14 protein-coding genes are annotated in these 17,718 nt (G+C 53.8%); 11 read left to right on the plus strand and 3 right to left on the minus strand.

The window, feature by feature from the left end; translation table 11 throughout:
• Positions 1–27 precede the first annotated feature (27 nt).
• From IP581_RS07795 to IP581_RS07810, 4 genes are all read left to right on the plus strand, one after another.
• Positions 28–1,257 carry a winged helix-turn-helix domain-containing protein gene (locus IP581_RS07795; RefSeq protein ID WP_193822192.1) on the plus strand — a complete coding sequence of 410 codons (1,230 nt, stop codon included), beginning with the start codon at positions 28–30 and terminating at the stop codon, positions 1,255–1,257.
• A gap of 53 nt (positions 1,258–1,310) precedes the next feature.
• On the plus strand, positions 1,311–1,493 hold the full coding sequence (gene ycaR / locus IP581_RS07800; RefSeq protein ID WP_020457241.1) for a protein YcaR: 183 nt from the start codon (positions 1,311–1,313) through the stop codon (positions 1,491–1,493).
• A complete protein-coding gene (gene kdsB / locus IP581_RS07805) occupies positions 1,490–2,236 on the plus strand; it encodes a 3-deoxy-manno-octulosonate cytidylyltransferase (RefSeq protein WP_017456194.1) in 747 nt (248 codons plus the stop codon). Before ycaR ends, kdsB begins: the two co-directional genes overlap by 4 nt.
• Before the next feature lie 136 nt (positions 2,237–2,372).
• Positions 2,373–3,266 carry a YcbJ family phosphotransferase gene (locus tag IP581_RS07810; RefSeq protein ID WP_086871916.1) on the plus strand — a complete coding sequence of 298 codons (894 nt, stop codon included), beginning with the start codon at positions 2,373–2,375 and terminating at the stop codon, positions 3,264–3,266.
• Here IP581_RS07810 and elyC read toward each other — a convergent pair.
• The gene (gene elyC, locus IP581_RS07815) at positions 3,243–4,022 is read right to left on the minus strand and encodes an envelope biogenesis factor ElyC (protein WP_086872148.1); all 780 of its coding nucleotides are present in this window, start codon (positions 4,020–4,022) and stop codon (positions 3,243–3,245) included. The genes IP581_RS07810 and elyC overlap by 24 nt on opposite strands.
• 118 nt (positions 4,023–4,140) lie before the next feature.
• Between elyC and cmoM the strand changes: the two genes are divergently transcribed.
• The 7 genes from cmoM (at position 4,141) to IP581_RS07850 (ending at position 14,781) form a co-directional block, all read left to right on the plus strand.
• Positions 4,141–4,935: a tRNA uridine 5-oxyacetic acid(34) methyltransferase CmoM gene (gene cmoM / locus IP581_RS07820; protein WP_193822193.1), complete on the plus strand. Its 795-nt coding sequence runs from the start codon at positions 4,141–4,143 to the stop codon at positions 4,933–4,935.
• Positions 4,928–6,250 carry a chromosome partition protein MukF gene (gene mukF, locus IP581_RS07825; RefSeq protein ID WP_020457245.1) on the plus strand — a complete coding sequence of 441 codons (1,323 nt, stop codon included), beginning with the start codon at positions 4,928–4,930 and terminating at the stop codon, positions 6,248–6,250. The genes cmoM and mukF overlap by 8 nt, the downstream gene beginning before the upstream one ends.
• A complete protein-coding gene (gene mukE, locus IP581_RS07830) occupies positions 6,231–6,935 on the plus strand; it encodes a chromosome partition protein MukE (protein ID WP_045506691.1) in 705 nt (234 codons plus the stop codon). The genes mukF and mukE overlap by 20 nt, the downstream gene beginning before the upstream one ends.
• Positions 6,935–11,383 carry a chromosome partition protein MukB gene (gene mukB, locus IP581_RS07835; protein ID WP_193822194.1) on the plus strand — a complete coding sequence of 1,483 codons (4,449 nt, stop codon included), beginning with the start codon at positions 6,935–6,937 and terminating at the stop codon, positions 11,381–11,383. Before mukE ends, mukB begins: the two co-directional genes overlap by 1 nt.
• A gap of 184 nt (positions 11,384–11,567) precedes the next feature.
• Positions 11,568–13,370, plus strand: coding sequence for a L,D-transpeptidase (gene ldtD, locus IP581_RS07840; protein WP_193822195.1), 1,803 nt, complete (start codon positions 11,568–11,570; stop codon positions 13,368–13,370).
• A 188-nt stretch (positions 13,371–13,558) separates the two neighbouring features.
• Entirely contained in the window at positions 13,559–14,107 is a 549-nt protein-coding gene (locus IP581_RS07845) for a YcbK family protein (RefSeq protein WP_193822196.1), read from the plus strand.
• Positions 14,108–14,133: 26 nt separating this feature from the next.
• On the plus strand, positions 14,134–14,781 hold the full coding sequence (locus IP581_RS07850; RefSeq protein WP_193822197.1) for an MBL fold metallo-hydrolase: 648 nt from the start codon (positions 14,134–14,136) through the stop codon (positions 14,779–14,781).
• 45 nt (positions 14,782–14,826) lie between these two features.
• On the opposite strand, the gene IP581_RS07855 is transcribed toward IP581_RS07850, so the two are convergent.
• Positions 14,827–16,017, minus strand: coding sequence for an amino acid aminotransferase (locus IP581_RS07855; RefSeq protein ID WP_086871925.1), 1,191 nt, complete (start codon positions 16,015–16,017; stop codon positions 14,827–14,829).
• Between the two features lie 186 nt (positions 16,018–16,203).
• Positions 16,204–17,337: a porin OmpF gene (gene ompF / locus IP581_RS07860; RefSeq protein WP_322627859.1), complete on the minus strand. Its 1,134-nt coding sequence runs from the start codon at positions 17,335–17,337 to the stop codon at positions 16,204–16,206.
• Positions 17,338–17,718 lie beyond the last annotated feature (381 nt).

Raw genomic sequence — 17,718 nt, forward strand, 5'->3', positions numbered from 1 at the left:
GCGCCCTGTTACTTAACAGGAACTCTCATGTCCGTGCCGCAACTCTCTCTGACTGCTGCTCGTCATCTGCACCTCGCAGCCCAGGGGCTATTACGTAAACCTTCCCGTCGGGCAAAACCGGACGATATTCTCTCCACTATTCAGCGCATGTCGCTGCTGCAAATTGACACCATTAATATTGTTGCCCGCAGCCCTTATCTGGTGCTTTTTAGCCGCCTTGGACACTACCCCCAGCACTGGCTTGATGATGCGCTACGCAACGGTGATTTGATGGAGTATTGGGCGCATGAAGCCTGTTTTTTACCGCGCGAGGATTTTGCGCTGGTGCGCCATCGCATGCTGGCGCCAGATAAAATGGGCTGGAAGTATCGCGAAGCGTGGATGCAGGAACATGCGGAGGAAATCGAGCAGCTCATTGCGCATATTGAGCAAAATGGCCCGGTGCGTTCGGCTGATTTTGAACATCCACGTAAAGGTACCAGCGGCTGGTGGGAATGGAAACCGCATAAGCGGCATCTGGAAGGGCTATTTACGGCCGGAAAAGTGATGGTGGTGGAACGTCGCAATTTCCAGCGTGTTTATGATTTAACGCAGCGGGTTGTGCCGCACTGGGATGATACGCGCGACCTGCTGTCACAGGATGCTGCGGAGTATCAGATGCTGGAAAACAGCGCCCGCAGTTTAGGGCTGTTTCGCGCGCAGTGGCTGGCGGATTACTATCGCCTGCGCCAGGTGAACCTGCCGCTCGTGCTGGAAAAAATGCAGGAGGCTGGAACCATCTTTCCGGTGAATGTCGAACAGCTCGGGCCGGCCTGGATACATTCTTCTCTGATGCCGCTACTTGAACAGGCGCAGGCTGGCAAACTTGTTGCTACTCACAGCGCGGTGCTTTCACCATTTGATCCGGTGGTATGGGATCGTAAACGAGCCGAACAACTGTTCGATTTTAGCTACCGTCTGGAGTGCTATACCCCGGCCCCTAAACGGCAATTTGGCTATTTTGTGTTGCCATTGTTGCATCGTGGGCGTCTGGTGGGACGTATGGATGCAAAAATGCACCGTAAAGAGGGCATGCTGGAGATTATTGCGCTCTATCTGGAAGATGGCGTTAAGCCCGGACATTCGCTGGAAAAGGGGCTGTTAGGTGCTATTACCGAGTTTGCCCGCTGGCAGGGAGCGTTGCGGGTTTCATTCACGCGGCTGCCTGCGGGGTTATTTGCCGCATGCCGTGCCGGGCTGGAAATAGACGCGGCGTAAGAAATGAATATGATAAGCTTAAACCGTTAATTATCGGTGTATCAGGAGGAAAGATGGATCACCGTTTACTTGAAATTATTGCCTGCCCGGTGTGTAACGGCAAACTGAATTACACCCAGGATAAACAAGAACTAATCTGCAAAATCGACAGCCTCGCCTATCCGGTGCGGGACGGTATTCCGGTATTACTGGAAACTGAAGCGCGTTCATTAACTGCGGAAGAGAGCCGGCCATGAGTTTCGTTGTTATCATTCCCGCGCGTTATGCTTCCACTCGCTTGCCCGGCAAACCTTTAGTCGATATTAACGGTAAGCCCATGGTAGTGCATGTGCTGGAGCGCGCCCGTGAATCCGGCGCTGAGCGTATTATCGTGGCGACGGACAACGAAGAGGTGATGCATGCGGTGCAGGCGGTTGGTGGTGAAGTCTGTATGACCCGCGCCGATCATCAGTCCGGAACGGAACGCCTTGCAGAAGTCGTGGAAAAATGCGGTTTCAGTGACGATACCGTCATCGTCAATGTGCAGGGTGACGAGCCCATGATCCCCCCGGCGATTATTCGCCAGGTGGCAGAAAACCTTGCCGCGCGTGATGTTGGGATGGCAACGCTGGCGGTACCTATCCACAGTGCGGAAGAGGCATTCAATCCGAACGCAGTGAAAGTGGTTATGGATGCCGAAGGTTACGCGCTCTATTTCTCCCGCGCCACGATCCCCTGGGATCGCGACCGTTTCGCACAATCTCGCGAGACGATTGGCGATACTTTCCTGCGTCATATCGGCATTTATGGCTATCGCGCCGGTTTTATCCGCCGTTATGTCAGCTGGCAAACCAGCCCACTTGAGCAGATAGAGATGCTGGAGCAACTGCGCGTGCTCTGGTACGGCGAGAAAATCCACGTTGCCGTCGCCAGTGTGGTGCCGGGTACCGGTGTGGATACCCCTGAAGATCTGGCGCGCGTCCGTCAGGAGCTGCGTTAATCCTTCCATCCCCTCCATTCGGAGGGGATTTGTCGCTTGCCGGCGAAATTCTCATGCTGTTTTGATCTCATCTGGATGACATCTGTGCTATCGGCGCTCATTATAAAAGCAGTCATCTTTGTGAGGGCAATCTGCTATGGAACAACTGCGCGCTGAACTGAGTCATCTGTTGGGTGAAAAACTGAGTCGCATGGAGTGCGTCAGCGAAAAGCCGGATTCCGCACTCTGGTCGCTGTATGACAGCCAGGGAAATCCGATGCCGCTGCTGGCACGAAGTTTTTCAACGCCTGGCATTGCGCGCCAGTTAGCCTGGAAGATATCAATGCTGGCGCGTGGTGGGGCTGTCCGCATGCCGGTTGTTTATGGTGTCATGACGCACGAAGAGCATCCAGGGCCGGATGTGCTGCTCATCGAACGTTTACGCGGCGTACCGGTTGAAGCCCCAGCACGCACGCCTGAGCGCTGGGAGCAACTCAAAGATCAAATCGTTGAGGCATTACTTTTCTGGCACCGCCAGGATAGCCACGGTTGTGTTGGCACCGTTGACAGTACCCAGGAAAACATCTGGCCTTCCTGGTATCGCCAGCGCGTGGAAGTGCTGTGGACCACGCTCAACCAGTATCACAACACCGGGTTGACGATGCAGGATAAGCGCATGCTGTTTCGTACTCGCGAGTGTCTACCCGCGTTGTTTGATGGTTTTAACGATAACTGCGTGCTGGTGCATGGCAGTTTTAACTTGCGCAGTATGTTGAAGGATGCCCGCAGCGACCAGTTACTGGCAATGGTTGGGCCTGGCATTATGCTCTGGGCGCCGCGTGAGTATGAACTGTTCCGGCTGGTGGACGGTGCGCAGGCAGAAGGATTGCTCTGGCATTATCTTCAGCGCGCGCCGGTTGCGGAATCCTTTCTGTGGCGGCGCTGGCTCTATCTGTTATGGGATGAAGTGGCGCAGTTGGTGAATACCGGACGGTTTAACCGCGCTAACTTCGATCTTGCCTCGAAATCACTGCTCCCCTGGCTGGTCTGAACTGCCTTTCAACCACTGCCAGATACGCCCTAACGTTTCATAACCCACCCGGTCGCTGTGCATCAGCCACACCGGGGAGGGGATAATGCGTTCCCACGGATTAAGCGGAGAGGTAATTGCCAGCTGGTTTGCCGGTGCTGGCAATGGATGCAGGCCAGCATGCTGGAAGAAAATCATGGCGCGTGGCAGATGAGACGCCGATGTCACCAGCAGGAAAGGCGCATCACCAATCGCCTGTTTTACCGCAAGCGCTTCCCGCTCGGTGTCTTTCGGTTGATCCAGCGTCATGATGGCGCTGCGCGGCACGCCCAGGCTTTCAGCGACGCGCGCGCCAGCTTCCGCCGTGCTGACCGGATTGGTTTGCGCCGCCGCACCGGTAAAGATAATTTTTGAACCGGGGTTGGCCTGCCACAGACGAATGCCCTCCGTCAGACGCGGCAGACTGTTATTAATCAGGTTAGAACTCGGTGCCCACGCGTCGTTCCAGGTGTAACCGCCGCCGAGAATCACGATGTATTTTACCGGCTGCGTGTTGCGCCAGGTCGGGTAGGTCTCTTCGATCGGTTGTAAAAAGCGATCGGCTACGGGCTGCATGCTCAACAGCAATAAAACCAGCCATCCGACGCTGATAAGAACTTTGCCGGTTTTCTGCCAGCGGCTAAACCAGATCAGCGCAATGCCCAGCCCGATCAGCAAAAGTAAAAAAGGCAGAGGCAGCATCAGGCCGCCGATGTATTTTTTAAGGGTAAAAAGCACCGTATCCGTCTCCTTTTTGACCATATAGCAGGCCTTTTGCGCCGATCTTACACCAGATGGGTTCATTATCGGCACGGCTGTGACAAAATAGCAGTTTTGCCAGGAGCGTGGAGCCCCCATGAAGGATCGCAATTTCGACGATATTGCCGAGAAGTTCTCGCGCAACATCTACGGCACGACGAAAGGTCAGTTGCGTCAGGCGATCCTGTGGCAGGATCTTGATGCGCTGCTGGCTAGGATGGGTGACCAGCCGTTGCGTGTGCTGGATGCTGGCGGCGGGGAAGGCCAGACGGCGATTCGCATGGCACAATTGGGTCATCACGTCACGCTCTGTGATGTGTCGAAAACGATGATCGCGCGTGCCCAGGCGGCGGCAGAAGAGAAAGGTGTGAGCGGTAACATGCATTTTATACAATGCGCCGTTCAGGACGTTGCTCAGCATTTGGAATCGCCGGTTGATCTGATATTGTTCCATGCTGTGCTGGAGTGGGTCACAGAACCGGTTCCGGTGTTGCAAATATTGTGGTCGGTGCTACGCCCCGGCGGCGCGTTGTCATTAATGTTTTACAATGCCGACGGTTTGCTGATGCACAATATGGTGGCAGGAAATTTTGACTATGTGAAAGTCGGTATGCCGAAGCGCAAAAAACGTACCCTTTCCCCGGATTTTCCGCGTGCTCCAGCGGATGTTTACGGCTGGCTCGAACAGATTGGCTGGCAGGTAACGGGCAAAACGGGGGTGCGCGTGTTTCACGATTATCTGCGCGAAAAACACCAGCAGCATGACTGCTTTGACGCGCTACTCGAACTGGAAACACGCTATTGCCGCCAGGAGCCCTATATTAGCCTTGGCCGCTATATCCACGTGACCGCGCTTAAGCCGCAAATCGATGAAAGGACAAACGATGAGTGAATTTTCCCAGACAGTCCCCGAACTGGTTGCCTGGGCCAGGAAAAATGATTTCTCCATCTCGCTGCCGGTCGACAGGCTCTCTTTCTTGCTGGCCATCGCCACGCTTAATGGCGAGCGTCTGGATGGGGAAATGAACGAAGGTGAGCTGGTCGATGCCTTTCGTCATGTGAGTGATGCGTTTGAGCAAACCAGTGAAACCATTACCCAGCGTGCCAATAATGCTATTAACGACCTGGTTCGCCAGCGTTTGTTAAATCGCTTTACCAGTGAGCTGGTGGAGGGCAATGCCATCTACCGCCTGACGCCGCTGGGCATTGGCATTACTGACTATTACATTCGCCAGCGTGAGTTCTCCACGCTGCGTCTTTCTATGCAGCTTTCCATTGTGGCCAGCGAGTTAAAACGCGCCGCAGACGCAGCACAGGAGGGCGGAGACGAATTCCACTGGCATCGCAATGTTTACGCGCCGCTGAAATACTCGGTCGCGGAGATATTTGACAGCATCGATCTGACGCAGCGCCTGATGGATGAACAGCAGCAACAGGTCAAAGATGATATTGCGCAGCTACTGAATAAAGACTGGCGCGCGGCCATCTCCAGTTGTGAATTGTTGCTGTCTGAAACCTCCGGTACGTTACGTGAACTGCAGGATACGCTCGATGCTGCCGGGGATAAGTTGCAGACCAATCTGTTGAGCATTCAGGACGCGACCCTTGGGCGCGATGATCTTGAGTTCCTCGATCAACTGGTCTTCAACCTGCAAAGTAAGCTGGATCGTATTGTGAGCTGGGGCCAGCAGGCGATCGATCTGTGGATTGGTTACGATCGCCACGTACACAAATTCATCCGTACCGCTATTGATATGGATAAGAACCGCGTCTTTGCCCAGCGTTTGCGTCAGTCGGTACAATCCTACTTCGATGCGCCGTGGGCGTTAACCTACGCCAGCGCCGACAGGCTGCTGGACATGCGCGATGAAGAGATGGCGCTGCGTGATGAAGAAGTCACGGGTGAGTTGCCGCCGGATCTGGAGTATGAAGAGTTTAACGAAATCCGCGAGCAACTGGCGGCGCTTATTGAGCAGCAACTGGCAATTTATAAGACCAAAGGTGTGCCGCTGGATCTCGGCCTGGTGGCGCGCGAATATCTGGCGCAATATCCGCGCGTTCGTCATTTCGACATCGCGCGCATCGTGGTTGATCAGGCGGTACGTCTTGGCGTAGCGCAAGCAGATTTCACCGGACTGCCGCCGAAGTGGCAGCCGATTAATGATTACGGAGCCAAGGTACAGGCGCATGTCATCGACAAATATTGAACAAGTGATGCCGGTTAAACTGGCACAGGCGTTGGCTAACTCTCTGTTTCCGGCACTGGACAGCGCATTGCGCTCAGGGCGACATATCGGCCTCGACGAGCTGGACAATCACGCTTTTTTAATGGATTTCCAGGAGTATCTGGAAGAGTTTTACGCGCGCTATAACGTTGAGCTTATCCGTGCACCGGAAGGCTTTTTCTATCTGCGCCCGCGCTCCACCACGCTTATCCCGCGCTCGGTGCTTTCGGAGCTGGATATGATGGTAGGTAAAATTCTTTGCTATCTCTACCTCAGCCCGGAACGTCTGGCAAATGAAGGGATCTTCACCCAACAAGAGCTGTACGACGAGTTGTTATCGCTGGCGGATGAAGCGAAGCTGCTGAAGCTGGTAAATAACCGTTCAACCGGTTCCGATCTTGACCGACAAAAACTGCAGGAAAAGGTGCGTTCTTCGCTGAACCGTCTGCGCCGTCTCGGCATGATCTGGTTTATGGGTAACGACAGCAGCAAGTTCCGTATCACTGAATCCGTGTTCCGCTTTGGCGCTGATGTGCGCTCGGGCGATGATGCGCGTGAAGCGCAACTGCGCATGATCCGCGACGGTGAAGCGATGCCTGTCGAAAACCATCTGCAACTCAATGATGAGCCTGAAGATAATCAGCCGGATAGCTCGGAGGAAGAGTAATGATTGATCGCGGTAAATTTCGTTCGCTGACGCTGATTAACTGGAACGGCTTTTTTGCCCGTACGTTTGATCTGGATGAACTGGTGACAACGCTCTCCGGGGGCAACGGTGCCGGCAAATCGACCACGATGGCCGCTTTTGTTACGGCATTGATTCCGGATTTGACGCTGCTGCACTTCCGTAACACCACCGAAGCGGGCGCGACCTCAGGTTCTCGTGATAAAGGCCTGCACGGTAAGCTGAAAGCCGGGGTTTGTTACTCAGTGCTGGATGTGATCAACTCCCGTCATCAGCGCGTGCTGGTGGGGGTGCGTTTGCAACAGGTCGCGGGTCGCGATCGTAAAGTGGATATCAAACCGTTTGCTATTCAGGGCTTGCCGACCTCGATGCTGCCGACGCAGCTGTTGACGGAAACGCTGAATGAGCGTCAGGCGCGCGTGCTTTCTCTGCAGGAAGTGAAAGACAAGCTGGATACGATGGAAGGGGTGCAGTTCAAGCAGTTCAACTCCATCACCGATTACCACGCGCTGATGTTTGATCTGGGTATTGTCGCGCGTCGTTTGCGCTCGGCTTCCGATCGCAGCAAGTTCTATCGCCTGATTGAAGCCTCGCTGTATGGCGGGATCTCCAGCGCCATTACGCGTTCGCTGCGTGATTATTTACTGCCGGAAAACAGCGGCGTGCGCAAAGCGTTCCAGGATATGGAAGCGGCACTGCGTGAAAACCGCATGACGCTGGAAGCCATTCGCGTGACTCAGTCGGATCGTGATCTGTTCAAGCATTTGATCAGCGAGGCGACTAACTACGTGGCGGCAGACTATATGCGCCACGCTAACGAACGGCGGGTGCATCTGGACAAAGCGCTTGAATATCGTCGCGATCTGTTTACCTCGCGCCAGCAACTGGCGGCAGAGCAGTATAAGCATGTCGATATGGCGCGCGAACTCTCCGAGCATAGCGGTGCGGAAGGGGATCTGGAAGCTGACTATCAGGCCGCCAGCGATCACCTGAATCTGGTGCAAACCGCGCTGCGTCAGCAGGAAAAAATCGAGCGCTACGAAGCGGATCTTGACGAACTGCAAGTTCGCCTTGAAGAGCAGCATGAAGTTGTTGCCGAAGCCGCCGAGCGTCAGGAAGAGAACGAGGCCCGCGCTGAAGCCGCCGAGCTTGAGGTTGATGAACTGAAAAGCCAGCTTGCCGATTACCAGCAAGCGCTGGATGTCCAGCAAACTCGCGCCATTCAGTACAACCAGGCGTTGCAGGCTCTGCAGCGTGCAAGAGAGCTATGCAACCTGCCAGATTTGACGCCGGAAAGCGCCGACGAATGGCTGGAAACCTTCCAGGCGAAAGAGCAGGAAGCGACGGAAAAACTGCTGTCGCTGGATCAGAAATTAAGTGTGGCGCAAACCGCGCACAGTCAGTTCGAGCAGGCTTACCAGCTGGTGGCGGCGATTAACGGCCCGCTGGCGCGTAACGAAGCCTGGGATGTGGCGCGCGAGCTGCTGCGGGATGGCGTTAACCAGCGCCATTTGGCTGAGCAAGTGCAGCCGCTGCGTATGCGCCTGAATGAGCTGGAACAGCGTCTGCGTGAGCAGCAGGATGCCGAGCGTTTGCTGGCAGAGTTCTGCAAACGCCAGGGCAAGCAGTATGATGCGCAAGAACTTGAAGCGCTGCATCAGGAACTGGAAGCGCAAATCGCCGCACTCTCTGACAACGTTTCTGCGGCCGGTGAGCAGCGCATGGCGCTGCGTCAGGAACTAGAACAATTACAATCGCGTATTCAGTCGCTGACCAAGCGCGCGCCGGTGTGGCTGGCGGCGCAAAGTAACCTGACGCAACTGTGTGAGCAAAGCGGTGAGCATTTTGAGTCCGGGCAGGAGGTTACCGAGTATCTGCAGCAATTGCTGGAACGTGAGCGTGAAGCCATCGTTGAGCGCGATGAAGTGGGCGCACGTAAACGCGCTGTCGATGAAGAAATCGAACGTTTAAGCCAGCCGGGCGGCGCCGAAGATGGTCGTCTCAATGCGCTGGCAGAGCGCTTTGGCGGCGTACTGCTGTCGGAAATCTATGACGATGTCAGCATTGACGATGCGCCGTATTATTCCGCGCTATACGGGCCTTCGCGTCATGCGATTGTGGTGCCGGATCTGTCGCTGGTCGCCGATATGCTCGAAGGGCTGGAAGATTGCCCGGAAGATCTCTATCTGATCGAAGGGGACCCGCAATCCTTCGATGACAGCGTGTTTAGCGTGGATGAGCTGGAAAAAGCGGTGGTGGTGAAAATCGCCGATCGCCAGTGGCGTTATTCACGCTTCCCGACGCTGCCGCTGTTTGGCCGCGCGGCGCGCGAAAGCCGTATCGAAAGCCTGCATGCCGAGCGTGAAGCGCTGGCGGAGCGTTTTGCCACGCTCTCTTTTGATGTGCAGAAAACGCAGCGCCTGCATCAGGCATTCAGCCGCTTTATTGGTAGCCATCTGGCGGTAGCATTTGAGGATGATCCGGAAGCGGAAATCCGCGCGCTCAGCAGCCGTCGTGGCGAGCTGGAACGCGCAATTAGCAACCATGAAAATGACAACCAGCAAAACCGTGTGCAGTTCGAACAGGCGAAAGAGGGCGTTGCCCAGCTTAACCGCTTGCTGCCGCGCATTAATCTGCTGGCTGACGAAACCCTTGCCGATCGCGTGGATGAAATTCAGGAACGCCTGGACGAAGCGCAGGAAGCGGCGCGGTTTATCCAGCAGTTTGGCAACCAACTGGCGAAACTCGAGCCGGTTGTTTCCGTACTGCAAAGCGATCCGGAGCAGTTTGAACAGTTGAAGGCAGATTACGCTACCTCGCAGCAGGTACAGCGTGATGCCCGTCAGCAAGCTTTCGCCCTGGCGGAAGTGGTACAGCGCCGTGCGCACTTCAGCTACTCTGATGCCGCTGAAATGTTTAACGGGAATAACGATCTCAACGAAAAACTGCGCCAGCGCCTGGAACAGGCAGAAGCGGAACGCACCAAAGCGCGTGAAGCGATGCGCAGCCATGCCGCGCAATACAGCCAGTACAACCAGGTACTGGCTTCACTGAAGAGTTCGTTCGATACCAAAAAAGAGTTGCTCAACGATCTGCAAAAAGAGTTGCAGGATATTGGCGTTCGCGCTGACAGCGGCGCAGAAGAACGGGCGCGTATCCGTCGTGACGAGCTGCATGCGCAGCTCTCCGGCAACCGCGCACGCCGTAACCAGCTGGAAAAAGCCATCACCTTCTGCGAAGCGGAGATGGATAACCTGACGCGTAAATTGCGCCGCCTGGAACGTGACTACCATGAAATGCGTGAACAGGTGGTTACCGCGAAAGCAGGGTGGTGCGCGGTGATGCGCATGGTGAAAGACAGCGGTGTTGAACGCCGTCTGCACCGCCGCGAGCTGGCCTACCTTTCTGCCGATGAATTACGCTCGATGTCGGATAAGGCGCTCGGTGCGCTGCGTCCGGCGGTTGCCGATAACGAACATTTGCGCGATGTGCTGCGTCTTTCCGAAGATCCGAAACGCCCTGAGCGTAAGATCCAGTTCTTTGTCGCGGTATACCAGCATCTCCGTGAGCGTATCCGTCAGGATATTATTCGTACCGACGATCCGGTTGAAGCCATCGAACAGATGGAAATCGAGCTTAGCCGCCTGACGGAAGAGTTGACGTCCCGTGAACAGAAGCTGGCGATCAGCTCGCGTAGCGTGGCGAATATTATTCGCAAAACCATTCAGCGCGAGCAGAACCGTATCCGTATGCTGAACCAGGGGCTGCAAAGTGTCTCCTTCGGCCAGGTTAACAGCGTGCGTCTGAATGTGAATGTGCGGGAAACCCATGCCACATTGTTGACGGTGCTTTCTGAACAGCACGAGCAGCATCAGGATCTGTTTAACAGTAGCCGCCTGACTTTCTCGGAGGCGCTGGCAAAACTGTATCAGCGTCTGAACCCGCAAATCGATATGGGGCAGCGTACGCCGCAAACCATCGGTGAAGAGTTGCTGGACTACCGTAACTATCTCGAGATGGAAGTGGAAGTTAACCGTGGCTCCGATGGCTGGCTGCGCGCGGAATCCGGTGCGCTGTCGACCGGTGAAGCGATTGGTACCGGGATGTCGATTCTGGTGATGGTGGTACAAAGTTGGGAAGATGAAGCGCGTCGACTGCGCGGCAAAGACATCTCTCCATGCCGCTTGCTGTTCCTTGATGAAGCCGCACGTCTGGACGCCCGCTCTATCGCTACACTGTTTGAGCTGTGCGAACGTCTGGAAATGCAGCTTATTATCGCGGCACCGGAAAATATCAGCCCGGAAAAAGGCACCACCTACAAGCTGGTTCGTAAAGTCGTGCAAAATCATGAGCATGTGCATGTTGTCGGTCTGCGTGGTTTTGCCGCGCAGCTGCCGGAAACGCTTCCCGGCACGGCGGATGCGTCGTAACAAAGAATCATGCGAAAGGGCGACAGCAATGTCGCCCTTTTTGTTTGCGGAAAGCTATTGCCAGCCCGCGTTTAATCTTTAAACTTCTTTACATTAGGTAAGGCAAATGCTTTTTTGTCTTTATATACTGAGAGAAAGGTGACGAATTCGTCACGAGCAATGTAAGAGAAACAGGGGGCAAGGGATGTTGCTTAAGAAGTCGTATGGTCGTCGAATGTCGGCGCTGAGTTTATGCCTGGCATTCGCATTCGCTCCACTGTTTAGTGTGCAGGCCGATGAGCCTGAAATCGTGCCGGTGGATAGCTCGGCGACGCCAGGTGAGCAGCCAACTGTGCTGCCGCAGCCGCAGGAACAGTCGCCTGCGACGGCGATGTTGATCGGCGTTAAATCTTTCCCGTCCGGCGTTTCCGTTGCCGATGTGCGCGCACAACTTCAGTCGCAATTACCCGCTGGCTGGACGCCGGTCTACATGGATCAGCTCGCTGCGTTGTATGCCGCGCGCGGGCAGAAACCGATGTGGGATAACCGCGAAGCGGTACAGGCGTTTCAGCAGCAACTGGCTGAAGTGGCGATTGCAGGGTTTCAGCCACAATTTACTACCTGGGTTGAATTACTGACCGATCCGGCGGTTTCTGGCATGGCGCGCGATGTCGTGCTGTCGGACGCGATGCTCGGCTATTTGCACTTTGTTTCGGGTATTCAGTCAAAAGGGCAGCGCTGGCTCTATAGCGACAAACCTTATGCGCTTGCGACGCCTGCTATTTCGGTCATTAACCAGTGGCAACTGGCGCTGGACAAGGGATCTCTGCCTGGTTTTATCGATCATCTTGCGCCGCATCATCCGCAATATGCTGCTATGCACCAGTCACTATTGGCGCTGGTGGGGGATTCGCGTCCGTGGCCGCAAATCACCAGCACGGTAACGTTGCGTCCGGGGCAGTGGAGCAATGATATTCCGGCTCTGCGTGAGATCCTGCAGCGCACTGGCATGCTGGATGGCGGACCCAATATCGCCTTACCAGGTGATAACGTCGCTGTCAGCCCCTCAGCTCAGCACGTGAAAAAAGCGCCGCAGACGCGCGCGGCATATGACCGCCAACTGGTGGAAGCCGTCAAGCGTTTCCAGTCATGGCAAGGGTTGCATGCGGATGGCGTGATTGGCCAGGGCACGCGCGACTGGCTGAACGTAAGTCCGTCGCAGCGCGCCGGATTGTTGGCACTAAATATCCAGCGCCTGCGTTTGCTGCCGGGTACGCTTTCGACTGGCATCATGGTCAACATTCCTGAGTATTCACTGGTTTATTACCTCAACGGTAACCAGGTGCTGGCGTCACGGGTGATTGTGGGCCGCCCGGATCGCAAAACGCCGATGATGAGCAGCGCGCTGAATAACGTGGTGGTTAACCCGCCGTGGAACGTGCCGCCAACCCTGGCGCGTAAGGATATTCTACCGAAGGTGTGGAACGATCCGACTTACCTTGAACGCCACGGTTACACCGTATTGCGGGGATGGAACAGCAAGGAAGCGATTGACCCGTACATGGTTGACTGGGCGACCATAACGCCTGCGAACTTGCCGTTCCGCTTCCAGCAGGCGCCAGGTGCGCAGAATTCGCTGGGACGTTATAAGTTCAATATGCCGAGCTCAGACGCTATCTATCTGCATGACACGCCGAACCATAATCTGTTCCAGAAAGAGGCGCGGGCGTTAAGCTCGGGCTGCGTGCGCGTCAACAAAGCCTCTGAGCTCGCTAATATGCTGTTGCAGGATGCGGGATGGAACGATACGCGGATTTCCGATGCGCTAAAACAGGGAGATACGCGTTATGTCAATATTCGTCATGATATCCCGGTCAATCTCTATTACCTGACCGCCTTTGTTGGTGCTGACGGGCGGACGCAGTATCGTACAGATATTTACAATTATGATCTGACGGCGCGATCGGGTGCACAAATCTTATCGAAAGCTGAACAATTAATCAGATAAATGAAGCAGTTTCAGTCAGCGTGTTGTCCTAATAACTGGTAGAAAATGGGCTCTGGAGGTTACAGAGCCCGTATTTACTGGGATGAGGCAGCCTTGACGTGGCGTTTGTAGCCCGGTAAGGTGCCTCTCGTGCGCTATAAGAGTGCATAAATTTTGTTCAACATTGCTTATCTGTAGAATTTATTATCATGGATAAATTTGACGCTAATCGCCGCAAATTGCTGGCGTTGGGTGGGGCTGCACTCGGTGCTGCCATCTTACCAACTCCGGCTTTTGCCACCCTTTCCACGCCACGACCGCGTATTTTGACGTTGAATAATCTTAATACCGGTGAATCTATTAAAGCTGAGTTCTTCGATGGCAGGGGCTATATTCAGGATGAATTAGCAAAACTTAATCATTTTTTCCGTGATTACCGCGCGAATAAAATTAAAACCATCGACCCTCGCTTGTTTGACCACCTTTTCCGTTTGCAGGGGCTGCTGGGAACACGCAAGCCTGTGCAGCTGATCTCCGGTTACCGTTCTGTTGATACCAACAATGAACTACGCGCGCACAGCCGCGGTGTGGCAAAACAGAGCTATCACACCAAAGGTCAGGCCATGGATTTCCATATTGAAGGGATTTCGCTGAGTAATATTCGCAAAGCTGCGTTATCTCTGCGCGCGGGTGGTGTAGGATACTACCCCAGCAGCAACTTTGTGCATATTGATACCGGGCCGGTAAGGCACTGGTAAAACTCAGGCTGAGCTACAGGAGCAGTATGAACTATCGTATTATTCCGGTTACCGCGTTCTCCCAGAATTGTTCGCTTATCTGGTGTGAGCAAACCCAACTTGCCGCCGTGGTCGATCCCGGTGGTGACGCCGAACGGATTATTCAGGAAGTGGATGCTTCTGGCGTGACACTCACGCAAATCCTGCTTACGCATGGTCACCTTGATCATGTTGGCGCGGCAGCCGAACTGGCGCAGCATTATGGTGTGCCGATTATTGGCCCGGAAAAAGAAGATGAGTTCTGGCTGCAAGGCCTGCCGGCACAAAGCCGGATGTTTGGCCTGGAGGAGTGCCAGCCGCTGACGCCCGATCGTTGGTTAAATGAAGGCGACAGCGTCACGGTGGGTAAAATAGCGCTGCAGGTGTTGCACTGTCCTGGTCATACGCCGGGGCATATTGTGTTCTTTGACGCGCAATCCCGTTTGCTGATTTCCGGCGATGTGATTTTTAAAGGCGGCGTGGGGCGCAGTGATTTCCCGAAAGGCAACCATGGGCAATTGATTGATTCCATCAAGCGCAAATTATTGCCGTTAGGCGATGATGTTACTTTCCTTCCCGGACATGGCCCAATGTCTACGCTGGGATATGAGCGCTTGCATAATCCGTTCCTGCAAGATGAATTACCGGTCTGGTAAATAAAAAAGGGTCGCTTCGGCGACCCTTTTTGTTACTGCTGTAACTTACAGTACGGCAACGATAGCTTCGCACAGCGGCGACATATTATCCGGCGTCATACCTGCGACGTTAATGCGCCCAGAAGCAACCGCATAGATACCAAACTCTTCACGCAAGCGCAGCACCTGTTCTTTGGTCAGGCCGCTGAACGAGAACATACCGTTCTGTTTGGTGATAAAGCTGAAATCGCGGTTAGCCCCTTTCTCCTGCAAGGTATTAACAAACAGCAGGCGCATACGCTGAATGCGCTGGCGCATGTCCGTTAACTCTTGCTCCCAAATGGCACGCAGAGCCTCGTTACTGAGAATGGTTGCAACCACTGAAGCGCCATGCGCTGGCGGGTTTGAGTAGTTGGCACGAATAACGGCTTTCATCTGGCTGAATGCGCGATCGGCGCTTTCCGCGTCTGCGCTCACCAGTGTACAGGCACCGACGCGCTCATTGTACAGGCCAAAGTTTTTCGAGAACGAACTGGCGACCAGCAGCTCTTTGTGCAGTGCGGCAAACGCGCGCAGCCCTTCGGCATCTTCTTCGAGACCGCGAGCAAAGCCCTGATAAGCGAAGTCAAACAGCGGCAGCCAGCCTTTTTCAACGGACAATTTCGCCAGCGTTTCCCACTGTTCCAGCGTTGGATCGATACCTGTCGGGTTATGGCAGCAGCCGTGGAACAGCACCACGTCGCCCGCCTGAGCGTTATTCAGGTTTGCCAGCATACCGTCGAAGTCCAGCGCGTGGTTCTGCGCGTCGTAGTAAGCGTATTCACACACTTCCAGACCGGCGGAATTAAACACGCCTTTGTGGTTCGGCCAGCTCGGATTGCTCACCCAGACACGTTTTGCGGTGGTGTTTTTGGCGAGAAAATCTGCCGCTACGCGCAGCCCACCCGTACCGCCAGGCGTTTGCGCGGTGCGCGCACGTTTGTCATTGATAATCGCGCTGCCTTTGCCGAACAGCAGTTCCTGAGTGCAACGGCCAAACTCAGGAATACCGTCGATACCGAGGTAGTTTTTGGTGGTTTCATTTTCCAGCAGATAAAGCTCGGCTTTTTTAACGCTGGTCAGCACCGGGGTCTTGCCGGTTTCGTCTTTATAGACACCGATGCCTAAGTTGATTTTATTGGGGCGTTCATCGGCGCGAAACAGATCGGCCAGACCCAGAATGGGATCGGCAGGGGCGGCGGTTATATTCTCAAACATGACGAGGTTCCATTTTGATGACAGAAGGGAGGTCCGCTATCAGGTTAACGGCTGACACAGGAATTGCCAACCGTTTGCGATAAAAAGCGCGATGCTTTTCAAAACTCATCGTGATTTATAATGCAGGCATAAAAAAACAGGGCCAAAGGCCCTGTTTAATATGCATATAACAGTCGAGGGTGACTATTAGAACTGGTAAACGATACCCACTGCTACGGTGTCGTCAGAACCTACGCCCAGTTTGTTGTCTTTATCAATCTGATTGATGATGTAGTCAACATAGGTGGACATATTTTTGTTGAAGTAGTAGGTAGCACCAACTTCAACATAGTTGATGTAATCTTCGCTACCGATACCTTCAACATCTTTCGCTTTAGATTTGTAGTAAGCGATGGACGGACGCAGACCGAAGTCAAACTGGTACTGGGCTACTACGGAGAAGTCCTGAGTTTTGTTCAGGTAACCGTTGGACTTAGCGGTGTCTCCAGGCAGAGTTGTTTTCAGACGGGTCGCGTTGCGAGTTTCGCCGTACAATGCTGCCAGGTAAATGTTGTTAGCATCGTATTTGATACCGGTCGCCCACTGCTCAGCTTTATCGCCTGTTGTACCGTAAGTTGTCAGAGCTTGCTGAGTATTGGTACGATCCGCTGCGCCGTATGCACCAACGATACCAAAACCTTCAAAGTCATAGCTTACAGAAGTCGCCCAGCCATCGCCGTTGGAACGAGTAATGTCATCTGCAGAATCTGTGAGCGATGTAGCACGCTCGTTTTTACCCAGGTACTGAACGCCGAAGTTCAGACCGTCAACCAGACCGAAGAAGTTGTGGTTACGGTAAGTCGCCAGACCGCCGTTACGGCTGGAGAAGAAGTTATCGCTGTTCGCGGTATCACCACCAAACTCTGGCAGCATATCGGTTACGCCGATTGCATCATATACCAGACCGTAGTTACGACCGTAGTCGAAAGAACCGAAATCGCCGAATTTCAGACCAGCAAAGGCCAGACGAGTTTTGTTACCGCTTTGAGCATCGGTACCACCTTCAGAGTTGTTACCCTGGAAGTTGTACTCCCACTGGCCGTAACCGGTCAGTTGGTCGTTGATTTTGGTTTCGCCTTTGAAGCCCAGACGTGCATAAGTCTGGTCGCCGTTGCCGCCGTAGCTGTTGGCACCGTTATCTTTAGAGAAGTAGTGCAGACCTACAGCTTTACCATACAGGTCTACTTTGTTGCCGTCTTTGTTGTAGATTTCTGCAGCGTTAGCTGCACCGGCTGCCAGCAGAGCAGGGATAACCACTGCCAGAATATTGCGCTTCATCATTATTTATTACCCTCATTGGTTTTTTTGAACACCTGCCACTGCCGCCAATAAATTCCGTCAATAAAAATTTACGGAACTATTGATGAGAGTTTGGTGTCTTTCTGTGTCTGAAAGGAATCTTTCCAAACATAACAACGTTTCGCTACCCTGAAAGTGCTACAAATGTCTTAAAGCAGTAACAAAAAGAAATATTGTGTAATATTTTGTGTATTTACGGGAACTTTGTGAACCATCTCAAAGTTCAGCATCAGGTGCTGATTTAATGAGCGATATCATTGCTATTTATATGAATTACTTATGTTTAATTAAGCTAAAGGCTTTTCTTATCCGCTAAACGCTCGTGTCGTGTATTTTCTTATAACGGCATTTAGCCGTCCAGAT

The sequence above is a fragment of the Kosakonia pseudosacchari genome, from assembly GCF_015167415.1.
Lineage (GTDB): Bacteria > Pseudomonadota > Gammaproteobacteria > Enterobacterales > Enterobacteriaceae > Kosakonia > Kosakonia pseudosacchari.

Coding starts and splice junctions, on each gene's coding strand:
- mukB (WP_193822194.1), top strand. CDS start 6,935: ATGATTGATCGCGGTAAATTTCGTTCGCTGACGCTGATTAACTGGAAC.
- IP581_RS07795 (WP_193822192.1), top strand. CDS start 28: ATGTCCGTGCCGCAACTCTCTCTGACTGCTGCTCGTCATCTGCACCTC.
- IP581_RS07845 (WP_193822196.1), top strand. CDS start 13,559: ATGGATAAATTTGACGCTAATCGCCGCAAATTGCTGGCGTTGGGTGGG.
- ycaR (WP_020457241.1), top strand. CDS start 1,311: ATGGATCACCGTTTACTTGAAATTATTGCCTGCCCGGTGTGTAACGGC.
- IP581_RS07850 (WP_193822197.1), top strand. CDS start 14,134: ATGAACTATCGTATTATTCCGGTTACCGCGTTCTCCCAGAATTGTTCG.
- IP581_RS07855 (WP_086871925.1), bottom strand. CDS start 16,017: ATGTTTGAGAATATAACCGCCGCCCCTGCCGATCCCATTCTGGGTCTG.
- ldtD (WP_193822195.1), top strand. CDS start 11,568: ATGTTGCTTAAGAAGTCGTATGGTCGTCGAATGTCGGCGCTGAGTTTA.
- IP581_RS07810 (WP_086871916.1), top strand. CDS start 2,373: ATGGAACAACTGCGCGCTGAACTGAGTCATCTGTTGGGTGAAAAACTG.
- ompF (WP_322627859.1), bottom strand. CDS start 17,337: ATGATGAAGCGCAATATTCTGGCAGTGGTTATCCCTGCTCTGCTGGCA.
- kdsB (WP_017456194.1), top strand. CDS start 1,490: ATGAGTTTCGTTGTTATCATTCCCGCGCGTTATGCTTCCACTCGCTTG.
- mukF (WP_020457245.1), top strand. CDS start 4,928: ATGAGTGAATTTTCCCAGACAGTCCCCGAACTGGTTGCCTGGGCCAGG.
- cmoM (WP_193822193.1), top strand. CDS start 4,141: ATGAAGGATCGCAATTTCGACGATATTGCCGAGAAGTTCTCGCGCAAC.
- mukE (WP_045506691.1), top strand. CDS start 6,231: ATGTCATCGACAAATATTGAACAAGTGATGCCGGTTAAACTGGCACAG.